A 13,869-nucleotide genomic window follows, 5' to 3' on the forward strand; every position below is an offset into this window, starting at 1 on the left:
CGGTGCTGACCTCGCGGCTGGTAGCCTGTGCTACCGGTATCAGGGGCTATGGCGCAGTTGGTAGCGCGACTCGTTCGCATCGAGTAGGTCAGGGGTTCGATTCCCCTTAGCTCCACTCAATTTGAGCAGGTCGGCCGGTACAAGCCAGACCAGATCGGATTTACGTCAACACTCCGGTCAACGACGGCTTCGAAGAAGACGCCGACGACGAAGCCAAGTTCTCGTGGGCACGCTGACGACAGGTCGCTGTAAGCCCAACGTCGAGTTCGGTAAGTGCCAAGCGCTGCGCTTCTTCGGCCTCTTGACGCGCCGTGGCCAGGCGGTGGTACGACCACTTGGACATCTCGCGGTCACGGCCGTCGCAGTACGTCATGAGTCCATCGTTACTCATCTCCGTGGCGCGCCAGCTTGACCGACGGCGGGCCTCCCGACCGCTACAAAGGGCCAATATCGACGTAAGCAATTTGACCATCAGCTGTTCCATGGCGATGAATCCGGCGGATACGGCTGTGCGTGATCGGTGAGCGCGCCGATACTGAGACAGCCAATCGAAGCATCGCGTTTAAGGACACAGGATGCCGAATCCAAACGCCATCATCTCGACATTCGTCCGACTTGATCAATCATTGGATCGGGCGCTAGAAATGCTGGGAACCGGCGAAAGTATCTCTGTCGAACTAGATGACGAGCGTCGCGCGCAGTTGGACCCGGCTGATCCGCGCTCTAGTGGCTTCGCACGAGTCCTCGATGGCCTCAGCAAGCAGATGCTTCCGGTTTATTTGGAGATCGACCCGGCGAGCGATGCCATCACGCGGCTACTCATTCCCTATATCGCCCGGGTGGCCGGTATCGGCTATTCGGCCCAGGGCGCTCTCAGCGTGACGTTGGACGCCTCGCACGCCGTCCACGAGCTGAGGCTTGACAGCGCAAACTTCGCCGACCTGGAACTGGAATTACGCGGAGCCTTACGAGCGGCCCAGCCCGTCATCGTCGTCGATGATGACGCCCACCACATCATTGCCATCCGTGCTTTCACACCCGACCCGGATCAGCCTCGGCGGCCGTTGCCCCCTTTCCCGCCAACCCCAATTCCTGACCGAAGCTTGTTTCAGCGGTTGTGGGATTGGATCTGGTGGTGGGTCTTCTGGCCATGGTGGTTCTGGTTCCGATGCGTGTCGATGAAGACGGCGCAGCAAGTGTTCAATGCGATGGCCGCCACCACGTGCGATCCCCTGATAATCCCGCCACCCTGCATTCCGTTCCTCTATCCCGACGATGGCTGCTGGGCTCGCGCCCATGAGATGTGCCGACTGATGATCAACAGCGGGTTACATCCGCGAAAAGTGTGGATCGACGGCTCGCTGTATGTGAACACCAAGAACAACCCCCGCTGCTTTGTTCAGTGGGGATGGCATGTCGCGCCCACCCTGTGCGTGCGTGTCCCCCTCTTCTTTCCTTTTCTCCTTTTGCGTACCCGGCGCATGGTGATCGATCCGTCTTTGTTCAATACGCCGGTAACAGAGGCAACCTGGAAAGGCGTGCAGGGGGACCCAAACGCGGTGCTGACGCACACCAGTGCCGATCAGTTCTGGCCTGGCGGCGGCACGGACCCTACGTATTCGGGCACGAACCACTATCTCGGCGTGTACCGCCTGGAGCTTCAGCTCCGATCCATCCAGCAGGGACCTCCGCCCTATGCGGTCTGCCCCTAGCGAAACGCCTTCCGAGGGCACGACGTGGGGTCGTCGAGGCGTGTAGCTGCGCTGGCTGCGCGGCGGAATAGATTGTCAGGCTTACTAATTGGAACTTTCCCTTGTCATGAGCTACCGCCCGAGCTGTAGGTGAGTGCCTCAAAACAGACCCCACATATGCGACATTGATTCAGGAGTGCGCGCCCTGGGCGGAGGGCCTGCTCGCAGAGTCTCAAAAGTTAGGCTCAGAAATAACTGTCGCGAATGGCGCGTTTTGCTCTTTATGAAACAGTCTGCGGCGCAGTCAAATAGCCGAGCATCAGGTCAGCGGATCGGGTACACCAGGGTCAGTACTGTTGCCCAGACGCTGGACCAACAAGAGCAAGCCCTGGCAGTTGCAGGTGTCACGAAGACGTTCTCCGACACAATGTCAGGAGCACGCGACGATCGACCAAGACTTGCCGAGTTGATGGTATACGTGCGCGAGGGTGACACCGTCGTGGTTTGGAAACTCGACAGGTTGGGCCGCAACACACTCCACATATTGGAGACCGTAAAGGGTCTGACCGGCCGGGGCGTGACTCTAATGTCGACCTCTGACGGCATCGACTCCTCAACTGCCGCAGGAAGAATGATGATCGGCGTACTCGGATCACTCGCCGAGTACGAGCGCGAGCTGACCAAGGAGCGAACGGCCTTGAAGCGAGCTGCATCTCGGGCCAACGGTACCCGATTCGGACGGCCTCGAAAGGTTGATGATGCCGACCATATCGCCACCGCGAAGCGGATGAAGGTAGACGAGCACACGGCCAAGGCAATTGCCAAGTACCTCAGGGTGAGCACGGCGACGCTGTATCGCTATCTCACCGAGGACACCGCTGGCCTATGGCGATCAAGCAACCGTGCTTAGTGCACCTGTTAGTGGGCGCGGGCCGGTAATCAATAGGGGTGCAGAATGATCGCCGTCATGGCATCGCCTCGGCCCACTTCATATGTCCCTCGAAGCCAAGCGTTCTCGCCATGTCGCGGTAGCGATCCCGGTATTCGCGATAGCGGCCCCGGTCACCGTCAGCCCAAGCCACTAGAGCCCGGAGCCGCAGCATCGGCAGTTCGTGGAACAGGAACCCCGGCTCGGTCCGAGCGGCCTCCAGTTGGCCGATCGTGTCATGAGCCTCCTGAACATCCGCCTTGCCGCCGCGAGCCAGCAGTGCTTCCACCAGAACTGTGATCGCTGGACCGCGAAAGAGCATCCCGCCTGTGTCGAGTAGGTAGTTGAACACTGTCCGCGACTTCTCGACGGCATCGTCGATATCGCCGATGCGGAGCTTTTCCCCGGCGATCTCGATGTCGATCATTGGCCAAGCGCCGGTGGACTGTCGGTATTGCAGGGCGGCTTCACGGGCTGTAGCGAGGAGCTCTAATCCGGCTTCACGGTCTGCAGCGTCACGACGGACCAGCATCAGACCGTGGACCCAGCGAGCGGTGATCAGGCCGATGTAATCACCGGATCTCACGGCAATCTCCAAAGCCTCAGCGGTGCGCTGGATAATCTCCGCATCGGCTCGCAGCGCCCCATTGCCGACAGTGGTGCCATATATGTATGTGATCATGAGAAAGCGCGACGTCAGGTCGAGGCCACGTGCCATAGCGATCGCCTGGTCGAGGTCGTCTTTCCATCCCGGACGACCCAAACAACACCTGGTGAGGCCCCGCATCATGGTCGCTCGCGCCAAGGCTGTCCGGTAGACGAGGCTGCCCTCGCTGGGGTCGCTGTCGACTAGGTCAATGACGCGCTGGGATAACTGCAGCGCTTCGGCCATGGCACCCGCCTCGTACTTGGCGACCATTACCTGCGGGAGCGCGCGGATGATGATTGTCGGATCATCGATCGACTCAAGCAGTTGGGCGAATTCCACCGCGAGCCGAGAAGATTCACGGTGTCGGGCGTGAGTGGCCAGCACCAGCAACTGCCCGGCTATGGCGATGGCCAACGACGGCTTGTCACTCGCCTCTATGCAGAGCTCGCGAAGCTCGTCAAATCCGGAGTCGGCGAGGTCCCCGCCCACCCGCCAGGCGGTTGAGCAAAGCATGGCGCGGGGGGCGATCCGCATCGACAATCGGTCGGGGTCGTCGTCGGGTAGCGCGTCGGCGACGCTTCGGGCACGGTGCCACCTGGTCCGCGCCGCGCGGACGTCGCGGTAGTTCGCCCACGTTGCGGCACGCATATGCCAGCCATACGCGGCGTGCCGATCACCGGCGGCCTCCAGGTGCTCGGCGATCAACGCCGCATTCTTCTCAACCGATGCTGGGGCACGGGCCTCAATCGCGGCGGCCAGCCGCCGATGCAGCTCGGCGCGATCGGACTTGAGTTGTGATTCGTAGGCCACCATGCGGATCAGCGGATGGTGGAACACGTACTCGGGGTGTCGGGTAAACCTGATCTGATCGATCAGCTCGCCCCCCACCAGCTCCTCCAGGACAGGGTCAATCCCCAGCGCGTCCAGTAGGTCCCGGCTGAACTTCGCGCCGATGACCGCCGCAGCGTTCAGGGTGCGTTTCGCTTTAGGGTTCAGCCGGTCGATGCGGGCGGCGAGGGAGGCCTGCACCGTGGCGGGAACGGTGACCTCGGCAGCATCGACCATGGAAACGTAAGCGCTGCGGTTGCCGCGCAACACAGCACGCTCGGCCAAATCCCGCACCATCTCCTCGGCGAAAAACGGATTACCGGCGGCCCGCTCGGCGATCACGGAGGCCAATGCACCGACTGAGGGATCCGGCCCCAGCAGCTGCGAGACCAGTGCGGTGGTTTCCGGATCACTCAGTGGCGCAAGGGCTATGGGTTTGGCATCGGCCACCCGGCTCAAGCCGCCTTGATATTCGGGGCGGTAGGTGACCAGCACCAGCGATGCCGTCTGGGGGATCACCGTGAGGAAGTCGGCGATCATCGACTCGCTGACCTCATCGATCCAATGGGCGTCCTCAATGACGTAGAGTGCCGGGGCTTTGCGGGCCAACCAGTCGGCATCGACCAGCGCGGTCAACCGCCGCCGCCGTCCATCAGGACCGATTGCCGGCAAGGCAGCATTCGGGTCGGCGATGCCCAGCAGGTCATCGAGAAGCAGTAAATCCTCGGGGTCTGCGTCGGGAACCCGGTCGCGCACAAGATCGCGGGCGGTCTGCCCGTCAAGACCCTCGACAGCAAAGGCAGCGCGGAGCAGGCGCGCAACGGCATGGAACGGCACCAGAGTGGTATGCGACTCGCAGAAGGTGGTGAACACATCGACACCCCTAGCGGATGCGATCGCAGAGACCTCACGCACGAGACGGCTCTTGCCGATGCCCGGTGGCCCCACCACACCGACAACAGCACCGTGGTCATCGACTGCGCGGTCCAACAAGCCCTCGACGGCGGACAACTCCCACCGCCGACCGACCAGATTCGACTCGACGCGCTCGATGAGGCGATCCCGTTGCGCCATGCCCAATAGCCGCTGGGCCGGGACGGGCTTATCGGCACCCTTGATCTGAACAAGCTCAGGCTCAGCGAGGCTGGCTGCGCCTTCAACCAGTCGCGCGGTGGATGCGCTAAGCGTCACCCCACCGGGCGGCGCGATCGACTCCATCCGCTGAGCCATCCCCACCTGCTCACCGACAGTGGTGTAACCGGAAGGGCCAGAACCGATCTCACCGGCGATCACCTGGCCGGAATTGAGGCCAATCCGCAACTGCAGTTCGACACCGTCGCGCTCTTTGACCTCTAGGGCGAGTCGCTTCGCCTCCTCTTGAACACCCAATGCGGCTAGGCAGGCACGAACAGCGTGATCCTCCAACGCTATCGGCGCGCCGAACACCGCCATCAGTCCGTCCCCGGTGAACTGGACCACCGTCCCGCCGTAGCTCTGCACGACCGAACTCGCGCAATTGACCAGCTCCGCCATGATCTCGCGCAGCCGCTCCGCACCAACCGCTGCCGCGATGTCCATCGAATGCACCACGTCGGCGAATAGGACCGTGACCTGCTTGTACTCAGCCAATCGGGTGGCCGATGTGACGGGCGTGCCGCACTCACTACAAAACTTGGCTGTGCCGCCCAACTGAGTGCCGCACGAGTTACACGACAATCCCGCCACAGTCAGTCCACCGCGACCGTCCGCACTGTCGTCCACGTCAGTATCGTGTCACCGCACCTCGAACAACGTGTGTCATATCGACTGGCGATCCGCGTTGACGTTCAACCGTCGTGCACCTACTCCGCTTCCCTTCGAGATCGTCCCCAGGATCGCTCGGTGAGCATGTCCGAGTGAGGGTCGGTGGCATGTTGAATCTCAAGCCAGACTGCGCAAAATTTGGGCAGGTGGGCGGCACACCGACACCGCATCCAGAAGGCTCCAGGAAGCATGCCAAGCCGCCGCGGTCGCATTGGCGATCACCATGACCGTGCGTAGCACGATCAACGTGGGACTTAGCCCCCGTTGTGGAGCAGCATGGAATCAGTGTCCATCGGTCCTCTCGGCGTAGGTTTGAACTGCTGGCTCGGACGCAACGAAGGGTGAGCGAGGTGCGAAGGCGGGTGCGGCCACTGGTCGGCGTCGCACTGGCCGTTGTCCTGACAGGCTGCGCATCATCGACAACTGACTTGCCGCTGAGGCAAGTGTCGGAGACACCGCTCACCGGTGGTCCGGTTCGCTTCGACTACGCCGCTTTGGACGCCGAGCGGGGGAGGATGTTCATCGCCCACATGGGCGCAGGTGAACTCATCGATGTCGACGTGCACGCGCACGCGGTGGTGCGCACCATTCCAGATTTGCCCGACGTGCACGGTGTGATCGTCGTCCCGGCGCAGCACCGCGTGTACGCCACGGCGACCGGCAACAACCAGCTCGTCGCCATCGACGAAGACTCCGGACAGGTGGTGTTCCGCGCTCCGACAGACACCTATCCCGACGGACTGGCCTACGACCCGCTCAGAGCCGCTGTGTGGACGACCAACGAATCTGCGGGCACCGAAACGGTGATCGACGCCAACACCGGCGCGGTCCGCAAGACCATCCCGCTGGGCGGTGAGGTGGGAAACGTCATATATGACTCACTTCTGGATCGGATGGTGGTCGCGGTGCAGGGCCGCAACGACCTCGCGATCATTGACCCCGACAGTTTGACCGTGGTGGAACGCATTCCGACGCCTGGATGCGACCATCCACACGGCCAGGCGCTCGACGTCCCCGACCAAGTGATGTTCGTTGGCTGCGAAGCCAACGCCGCCATGGTCACGGTCGATCTCGCTCACCGAAACATCATCGATCACCAGGGAGTGGGTGAAACGCCCGATGTGCTGGCCTACGACCCCAAGCCCGGCCGGGTCTATGTCGCCGCGGAGAGCGGCTGGGTCAGCATCTTCGACCACGAGCAGGGACACCTCACTGGTCGGGGTTCAGCGTATCTCGCCGACGGCGCACACATATTGGTGGTCGACCCGACCACCCATCACACTTACTTCCCGATACCCAAGGGGACCAAAGGAACACCGGTGCTACGGGAATTCGAACCTACCGCCTAGGTGAGGCAGTGCGCCTGCGGGTGTCTATCCTGTTGGCGCGCCGGCACTTTGACGGGTGAGGCGACGATGCATGGCCGTCGCGATGCGGGCGGCTTGGATCTTGGCGTGGTCGGCGACGGGGCCACGGTACATCTGATCGATGGTCGTGGTCCACAGGGCCAGCCAGCGCGCGAAATGCGGTGCCGCCAAGGGTGTCTGGTGATGGACGCGCCGGTGCGCGTGCAGCGCATTGCGCCGATACAGCCCGGCTCGAAACAACACGGTCTCCCAGAAATCACACATGATGGCAAGGTGCTGGTCGAGGCCGCGTGAAGCCAACTCCGCGAACGGCTCGGCGAGCAGTTCGTCGCCAAACGCCTGAGTGTAGAAGCGGCGCAACAACGCTTCCACGCCGGCGCGGTTGGCCAGATCGGATAACGGTGCGGAGTCACTCATGCGGTCCACCCCGCATCGCGGTGCGGGGATCTCTGCGCGACGTTTCCCACGTTGTGGTGGGCAGTACCCCGTCGCGCAAGGCCACCCCGGTGTTGGCCAGCACCCGCTGCACGACCGCGGTGTGGGCATCGCCGTTGTTGAGCACATTGACCATGTCGTGGCGTGTCAGATAGCCGTCCACGCGGCGCTCGATCGGCCAGCTGGCGTAGATCAGGGTGGTGAACTCCGAGCCCAGAAAACCCCAGGCGATCCTGTCGACGGCGGCCTCCGACAGATCAAGTTGTTCGTCGGCAAACACCTGCGGTGAAATCGGTTTCATGGCGGCTTCTCCGAATACTCCTCGAAAAGGTGTCAGGCAGCCAGCACCGCGACGCCACCGATGATGAGCGCGACGACCTTCACCAATTCCAATGCGACATAGCCGTAGTGGGCCCGCGACCGGTGGGCCGTGCCGTCGGCTGCGTTCGGCGCGGCGGTGCCCGCCAGAACCAGATCCGAGCGACGCGTCAGACGAGGTCGCACCACCAGCAGCTGGCCTGCCAGTGTCAGCACCGCGACGCTCACGGCGATGACAGCGGTCGTCGACGGAGCCTGATAGCCGAAGGTGATCAGCACAACGGCGGCCAAGGCCGCTTCGACGGTGTTCAGCGCACGGAACACCAACCTGCCGATACCCAGGCCGATCTGCAGCGATACTCCCGGGGCGCGGAATTTCAGCGGCGCCTCGATGAACGAGATCGCGAGCACCATGCCCAGCCAGGTGAAGATGACTGCGACGGCGATCGCGTGCGCGGCGCTCATGAGGAGGCCGTCGCGGCCGGGGCCAGATGCGCCACGCACAAATCCGGCTCGGAGAACGGGGTCAACGCGTCGACGGTGATCGGGGCATCCCAGCTGTCCAGCGCCCCCTGCATGAGTCCGAGATGCACCGGGCAGACCACGTCGCGGCGGGTGCCGGCCACCTCGAGGAACGGGCAGTTGCGCAACCCGATCTCGCCCGCACCCTTGGCGCCGGAGAGCTTTTCGGGTGCGAAGCCCAGATCGGTTAGCAGATCGGTGAGCCGATCGACGGCCTGCCTGCGAGTGCGTGTTCTGCCCGGCGCGGCGACGTGGCTGGCCCAGGCGCGCCCGGCCGCGATCGCTCGACGTGCAGGCTGGGACTGGCCCGCCAGCGCGTCGGCGAGGATGGCCGCCAGCGTCCGATAGTCACGGGGTCCGCCTGGATCCATCCCGGCGACCGCGCGGAACATCAGCGGGGGCCGGCCCGGTTTGGTGCGGTCGGCCTCCACGGCCTGCGCGCGTCCCGACTTCACCAGCGCCTCGAGGTGAAACCGCGCGGTGTTGGGATGGATCCCCAGTTGCTCGGCGATGTCGGTGATGCTCAGCGCAGATTCTGCGCTGCGCAGCACCGCCAACACGTCCTGGCGCCGGCCGCTCATGATTGCTCCTGCCGCGGCACCCCGTCAGCACCCTCATCGGCGATCACCTGTGTCATACCCCCAAGTTTACACAAGTAAGTATTGTATAAACCAGGGGCAGTTGCGGAACTCCCGCCGCTCACCCGCGGAGCCGTTCGGCAATCACAGTGCGCGGCAGCCGCTGTGGACTCGGATGGGCGACCACGATGCGCCTGCCATCGGGGTCGCGGCCCTCCAGGAAGGTCACCCCATTCTCGGTATGGGTGAAGACCGCGGGGTCGAAGGCCCGCATTCGCTGCGTGATGACCTGCAGATCAGACTGGCTGTCGGTGGCCCACATCAAATAGGACACGCCGATGGTGCCGAAACCGCGCCGCCGAAACGACCGTCGAGCGTGCAAATAGAGTTGGAAACCGTTGGGCGCCAAGAGTAGGGCCATGTCTTTCTCACGGATGCTGACCTGGCACGAGAAAACGTCGCGATAAAAATTCGCGGACCGGTCGAGGTTCGACACCCGGATAACGCACGAGGCGACGCGGGCGCTGACCGTGGGTTGTGGTGAACCACTGCCGTTGATTTCCATAGTGTGCTCCTAACGGGCCCCGACCGCGCTGACATCGCGATGCCGGCCGACGTGGGATTCGGCATGCATACGTTCCACCATCCACGGATAGTGCAGTTCGAACGCGGGACGTTCGGAGCGGATCCGGGGCAGTTCCGTGAAATTGTGCCGCGGTGGCGGGCAGCTGGTGGCCCATTCCAGCGAGTTCCCATGGCCCCAAGGGTCATCCACGATGACCGGCTCGCCGTAACGCCAGCTCTTCACCACGTTCCAGGTGAACACGATCATCGACAGCCCGAGGATCACCGACCCGATGGTGGAGACGACGTTGAGCGTGGTGAACCCGTCGGCGGGCAGGTAGTCGGCGTAACGACGGGGCATGCCTTCGTTGCCAAGCCAGTGCTGCACCAAGAACGTGGTGTGAAAACCAATCAGGGTCAGCCAGAAATGCAGTTTGCCGAGTCGCTCGTCGAGGAGTCGGCCGGTCATTTTCGGGAACCAGAAATAGATGCCGGCGAACGTGGCGAACACGATGGTGCCGAACAACACGTAGTGGAAGTGCGCCACCAGAAAATAGCTGTCGGTGACGTGGAAATCGATCGGGGGGCTGGCCAGCATCACCCCTGACAAACCGCCCAACAGGAAGGTGACCATGAAGCCCGCCGAAAACAGCATCGGCGTTTCGAAGGTCAACTGGCCCTTCCACATCGTGCCGATCCAGTTGAAGAACTTGATTCCCGTCGGCACCGCGATGAGGTAACTCATGAAGGAAAAGAACGGCAGCAACACCGCGCCGGTGGCGAACATGTGGTGGGCCCACACCGCCGTCGACAACGCGGCGATGCCCATCGTGGCGAAAACCATGTTGACATAACCGAACATCGGCTTGCGGGCGAAGACGGGGATCACTTCGGTGACGATGCCGAAAAACGGCAAGGCCACCACATACACCTCCGGGTGGCCGAAAAACCAGAACAAGTGTTGCCACAGAATCGGCCCTCCATTGGTGGGATCGTAAATGTGGGCCCCGAGATGTCGGTCGGCCGCCAAACCCATCAGCGCCGCGGTCAGCAGCGGGAACACCATCAGCACCAAGATCGAGGTGACGAGGATGTTCCAGGGGAAGATCGGCATCCGGAACATCGTCATCCCCGGCGCGCGCATGCACACCACGGTGGTGATCATGTTGACCGCTCCCAGAATGGTGCCGAGTCCCCCGACGGCCAGGCCCAGTATCCACAGATCACCCCCGACACCGGGGGAATGGATCGCATCCGAGAGGGGGGCGTAGGCCGTCCAGCCGAAATCGGCGGCGCCATGGGGTGTGATGAACCCCGAAAGCGTGATCAACCCACCGAAGAGAAAAAGCCAGTAGGACAACGCATTCAAGCGTGGGAAGGCGACGTCGGGGGCGCCGATCTGCAAGGGCAGCACCAGGTTGGCGAACCCGAACACGATCGGTGTGGCATAAAACAGCAACATGATCGTGCCGTGCATGGTGAACAGCTGGTTGTACTGCTCATTGGACAAGAACTGCAAACCCGGCCGGGCCAACTCGGCTCGAATGAACAACGCCATGAACCCGCCGGCGAAGAAAAAGCCAAAACAGGTGACGACATACATCACCCCGATCAGCTTGTGATCGGTGGTGGTCACCAGCTCGTAGACCAGGGTGCCCTTGAAGCCGGCGCGGGCAGGGAACGGGCGGTGAGCGCGCAGTTCTACGGGGGGTGCTTCGGCGGTCACGGGCTTCCTCCTGTCCCAATTTCATGGTGGGTCGGCCAGTCGGCTCAGCCGGTCATGTCGGTAACTAGTTTTTACAATATAGTCTTGTGAAAAATACTACCGCGTGCGTTGCCGACTTGACACCCCTACAACTCCTACGCCGCACCGCCCGCGCCAGACAGCGCACTTCAGTCCTGCCGGGATGATGATTGGTAGACCTGGACGTCGTGGGAGGTTTCGCCATGTGCCAGTACTGCGGGTGCCGCGACATGCCGCTGCTGCGTGACTACATCGCGGAGCATGCACATCGCCGAGGAGGAGGACGGCCTGTTCCCCGCCTCGCTGACGACGCTTGACGGCGATGAGTGGGACGAGGCAATCGCCGCCTGGCACGAAGCGCATCCCGACCAACGCATGATCAACCGCGCGTAGGGGGTGCCGTGTCGGTCCGCATCCTGCGGAGGGGAGGAACACGGCGGGCTTGTTCGTTTGCGTGCGTATACGAGGGTCGTTGAAATGGAGGCACCGATGACGAACGCAGAGGTCGACCGGATCCTGTCGGCGCATCGACGGTCGGGGCGGTTCTTCGTGGCCGGCGGCATCTCGTCATTCGCGCTCGAGGCGGGGCAGGGCGAACATCCTCCCGTGCTGTGCGTGCATGGCGTGCCTGCGTCATCGTTTCTGTACCGCAAGGTGCTGCCCGAACTGGCCGGCCGGGGTCTGCGTGGCATCGCGGTCGATCTCCCCGGTCTGGGGCTTGCGGATCGACCCGAAGACGCGGACTACACGTGGAGCGGACTGGGGCGCTGGCTGTCGGCGGCCATCGACGAACTGGGACTTGACCGCTTCCATCTGTTGGTGCACGACATCGGCGGACCGATCGGATTCGAGGTGGCCAATGCCTCTCCGGACCGGGTGCTGTCGTTGACGGTGCTCAACACCATCGGCGACGTGGCGACCTTTCATCGACCGTGGCCGATGGAACCGTTCGCGCATCGGGGCATTGGCGAGGCGTGGTTGGCATCGCTGCGTGTTCCGTACACGTTCACGTCGATCATGCGGTGGGTCGGTGTCAGCGGGAAGGTAACCAGTGCGGAGCTTCAGTGCTGGGTGCCGCTGTTGTTCGGCGATGACGGCGGTCGGGCGTTCCTGAAGATCATGCGCGGTTTCGAACTCACCGCCGCCAAACGCGACACCTACGCGCGCGCCCTCGGCGCGGCGCCGTATCCGATTCAGATCGTCTGGGGTGTCCGCGACACCATGCTGTCGTGGTGGCGACACGGTCTCGCGGTTCAACGCGCTGCCGGACTGACACACGCAACCTTGTTGCCTGCCAAGCACTTTGTTCCCGAGGACTGCCCCGGCGAGATCGCAGACGCCATCCACCGGCTGGCGATGCCATGACGTGGCCAGCCGATGGATGGGACGTCGGTCACTGCGCGTCGCGCCAGGCCAACATGTCCTTGAGTTCGGCGAAGTCGTATTCGCCTGACTCAGGATGGATTTCGGTGGTGAACAAGGTGACGCCCTCATCCGCGTACTCCGCGGCGGACGCCGACCCTGTCCACTGAACCGAACGTTGTATGACACTGTGGTCGCGGCCATTTGCCTCAGCAAGGCGCTCGAGAAGCTGGCTTCTCTTCCGGTAAGTGTCGATATCCAGGAAGCTGTGCCAGATGTTGGCGTAGCGGGCAACCAGCGGCATCGTGCGCCGTTCTCCGCCGCCCCCGATCAGGATCGGGATCGGCCGCAGCGGCGCCGGAATCAAGTGCCGGAACCGCTCTTCGATGCGTGCCAAACCCGCCTCGAAAAGATCCATGCGCGACCCGACGGTCCCGTAGTCGTATCCGTAAACGGTGTAATCCTTTTCATACCAACCAGATCCGAGTCCGAGGATGACGCGACCACCGCTGATGTGATCGACTGTGCGGGCCATGTCGGCCAGTAGATCGGGATTGCGGTAGCCCATGCCGGTCACCAGAAGCCCGATCTCTGCCCGCGTGGTGATCTCACCCCATGACGCCAAGGCGGTCCAGCCCTCGAAGTTGACGACGTCGGGCTGCTCGGGCCTCAGTTTGGGCGCGCCGTCGACGATGTCAACTGCGGGGCGGTGGAAGTGGTCGTAACCGAAAATCACATCGGCTCCGAGATCTTCGGCACGAAGCACGGCTTCACGCCACGTGCGATAGTCCGCGGCTCCGCCGGGCCACAGCTGCACGCCTATGCGGATGGGATGAGACACGGTGTCTTCCTCTCGTTGGATCGCGTTGTCCCGGTGTTCGGCCGGCTACGCCCACGTTCAATGGCCGGAAGGCGTCGGGTTAGTTGTGATGTCCAGGGAGGTTATCCGGGTCGCTGTCGGTGAGCCTGTGTGACAGGGAAGGCTTCCGGTTGTGAAGTGGAGCTGTCTAGGAACCACTTCGTCAACCAGGAGGCCTTCGTGTCCCACGCTAACGCCGCTTTGACCCCGCGCGCCCGATT

13 protein-coding genes, 1 tRNA gene and 1 pseudogene are annotated in these 13,869 nt (G+C 62.9%); 6 read left to right on the forward strand and 9 right to left on the reverse strand.

The genetic code is table 11. The features are described from left to right. The first annotated feature begins 42 nt into the window (after positions 1–42). Positions 43–115, forward strand: a tRNA-Ala gene (locus tag ACGFK1_RS28255). Between the two features lie 45 nt (positions 116–160). Here ACGFK1_RS28255 and ACGFK1_RS28260 read toward each other — a convergent pair. After that, entirely contained in the window at positions 161–373 is a 213-nt protein-coding gene (locus ACGFK1_RS28260) for a hypothetical protein (RefSeq protein WP_393437461.1), read from the reverse strand. A 202-nt stretch (positions 374–575) separates the two neighbouring features. On the opposite strand from ACGFK1_RS28260, the gene ACGFK1_RS28265 reads away from it, so the two are divergent. Both ACGFK1_RS28265 and ACGFK1_RS28270 read left to right on the forward strand, forming a co-directional pair. Continuing rightward, positions 576–1,712, forward strand: coding sequence for a protein-glutamine glutaminase family protein (locus ACGFK1_RS28265; RefSeq protein ID WP_393437463.1), 1,137 nt, complete (start codon positions 576–578; stop codon positions 1,710–1,712). A gap of 262 nt (positions 1,713–1,974) precedes the next feature. Next, positions 1,975–2,601 carry a recombinase family protein gene (locus tag ACGFK1_RS28270; RefSeq protein WP_393437466.1) on the forward strand — a complete coding sequence of 209 codons (627 nt, stop codon included), beginning with the start codon at positions 1,975–1,977 and terminating at the stop codon, positions 2,599–2,601. Positions 2,602–2,656: 55 nt separating this feature from the next. On the opposite strand, the gene ACGFK1_RS28275 is transcribed toward ACGFK1_RS28270, so the two are convergent. Next, positions 2,657–5,857, reverse strand: a complete 3,201-nt coding sequence (locus tag ACGFK1_RS28275; RefSeq protein WP_393437468.1) for an adenylate/guanylate cyclase domain-containing protein — start codon at positions 5,855–5,857, stop codon at positions 2,657–2,659. Between the two features lie 485 nt (positions 5,858–6,342). On the opposite strand from ACGFK1_RS28275, the gene ACGFK1_RS28280 reads away from it, so the two are divergent. Next, complete coding sequence (locus ACGFK1_RS28280) at positions 6,343–7,248, forward strand: YncE family protein (RefSeq protein WP_393437470.1); 906 nt, start codon at positions 6,343–6,345, stop codon at positions 7,246–7,248. A 24-nt stretch (positions 7,249–7,272) separates the two neighbouring features. Here ACGFK1_RS28280 and ACGFK1_RS28285 read toward each other — a convergent pair whose 3' ends face one another. From ACGFK1_RS28285 to ctaD, 6 genes are all read right to left on the reverse strand, one after another. Further along, complete coding sequence (locus ACGFK1_RS28285; protein WP_393437472.1) at positions 7,273–7,683, reverse strand: group III truncated hemoglobin; 411 nt, start codon at positions 7,681–7,683, stop codon at positions 7,273–7,275. Then, positions 7,676–8,002 carry a hypothetical protein gene (locus ACGFK1_RS28290; protein WP_393437475.1) on the reverse strand — a complete coding sequence of 109 codons (327 nt, stop codon included), beginning with the start codon at positions 8,000–8,002 and terminating at the stop codon, positions 7,676–7,678. Before ACGFK1_RS28290 ends, ACGFK1_RS28285 begins: the two co-directional genes overlap by 8 nt. Positions 8,003–8,034: 32 nt before the next feature. Beyond that, positions 8,035–8,484 carry a hypothetical protein gene (locus ACGFK1_RS28295; RefSeq protein ID WP_393437478.1) on the reverse strand — a complete coding sequence of 150 codons (450 nt, stop codon included), beginning with the start codon at positions 8,482–8,484 and terminating at the stop codon, positions 8,035–8,037. Continuing rightward, positions 8,481–9,122 carry a helix-turn-helix transcriptional regulator gene (locus ACGFK1_RS28300; protein ID WP_393437481.1) on the reverse strand — a complete coding sequence of 214 codons (642 nt, stop codon included), beginning with the start codon at positions 9,120–9,122 and terminating at the stop codon, positions 8,481–8,483. Before ACGFK1_RS28300 ends, ACGFK1_RS28295 begins: the two co-directional genes overlap by 4 nt. 118 nt (positions 9,123–9,240) lie before the next feature. Continuing rightward, entirely contained in the window at positions 9,241–9,684 is a 444-nt protein-coding gene (locus tag ACGFK1_RS28305; protein ID WP_393437483.1) for a VOC family protein, read from the reverse strand. 9 nt (positions 9,685–9,693) lie between these two features. After that, on the reverse strand, positions 9,694–11,409 hold the full coding sequence (gene ctaD, locus ACGFK1_RS28310; RefSeq protein WP_393437486.1) for a cytochrome c oxidase subunit I: 1,716 nt from the start codon (positions 11,407–11,409) through the stop codon (positions 9,694–9,696). 282 nt (positions 11,410–11,691) lie between these two features. Here ctaD and ACGFK1_RS28315 point away from each other — a divergent pair. After that, a pseudogene (locus ACGFK1_RS28315) lies at positions 11,692–11,820 on the forward strand (hemerythrin domain-containing protein); the annotation flags it as partial. A gap of 96 nt (positions 11,821–11,916) precedes the next feature. Further along, the gene (locus tag ACGFK1_RS28320) at positions 11,917–12,792 is read left to right on the forward strand and encodes an alpha/beta fold hydrolase (RefSeq protein WP_393437489.1); all 876 of its coding nucleotides are present in this window, start codon (positions 11,917–11,919) and stop codon (positions 12,790–12,792) included. 28 nt (positions 12,793–12,820) lie between these two features. On the opposite strand, the gene ACGFK1_RS28325 is transcribed toward ACGFK1_RS28320, so the two are convergent. Then, positions 12,821–13,630, reverse strand: a complete 810-nt coding sequence (locus tag ACGFK1_RS28325) for an LLM class F420-dependent oxidoreductase (RefSeq protein ID WP_393437491.1) — start codon at positions 13,628–13,630, stop codon at positions 12,821–12,823. Between the last annotated feature and the right edge of the window lie 239 nt (positions 13,631–13,869).

This window comes from Mycobacterium sp. NPDC048908 (assembly GCF_043197955.1).
Taxonomy (GTDB): domain Bacteria; phylum Actinomycetota; class Actinomycetes; order Mycobacteriales; family Mycobacteriaceae; genus Mycobacterium.

What these genes read in the sequence shown, in the direction of transcription:
- ACGFK1_RS28320 (WP_393437489.1), top strand. Translation starts at nt 11,917, where the DNA reads ATGACGAACGCAGAGGTCGACCGGATCCTGTCGGCGCATCGACGGTCG.
- ACGFK1_RS28305 (WP_393437483.1), bottom strand. Translation starts at nt 9,684, where the DNA reads ATGGAAATCAACGGCAGTGGTTCACCACAACCCACGGTCAGCGCCCGC.
- ACGFK1_RS28270 (WP_393437466.1), top strand. Translation starts at nt 1,975, where the DNA reads ATGAAACAGTCTGCGGCGCAGTCAAATAGCCGAGCATCAGGTCAGCGG.
- ACGFK1_RS28265 (WP_393437463.1), top strand. Translation starts at nt 576, where the DNA reads ATGCCGAATCCAAACGCCATCATCTCGACATTCGTCCGACTTGATCAA.
- ACGFK1_RS28290 (WP_393437475.1), bottom strand. Translation starts at nt 8,002, where the DNA reads ATGAAACCGATTTCACCGCAGGTGTTTGCCGACGAACAACTTGATCTG.
- ACGFK1_RS28300 (WP_393437481.1), bottom strand. Translation starts at nt 9,122, where the DNA reads ATGAGCGGCCGGCGCCAGGACGTGTTGGCGGTGCTGCGCAGCGCAGAA.
- ACGFK1_RS28285 (WP_393437472.1), bottom strand. Translation starts at nt 7,683, where the DNA reads ATGAGTGACTCCGCACCGTTATCCGATCTGGCCAACCGCGCCGGCGTG.
- ACGFK1_RS28295 (WP_393437478.1), bottom strand. Translation starts at nt 8,484, where the DNA reads ATGAGCGCCGCGCACGCGATCGCCGTCGCAGTCATCTTCACCTGGCTG.
- ACGFK1_RS28260 (WP_393437461.1), bottom strand. Translation starts at nt 373, where the DNA reads ATGACGTACTGCGACGGCCGTGACCGCGAGATGTCCAAGTGGTCGTAC.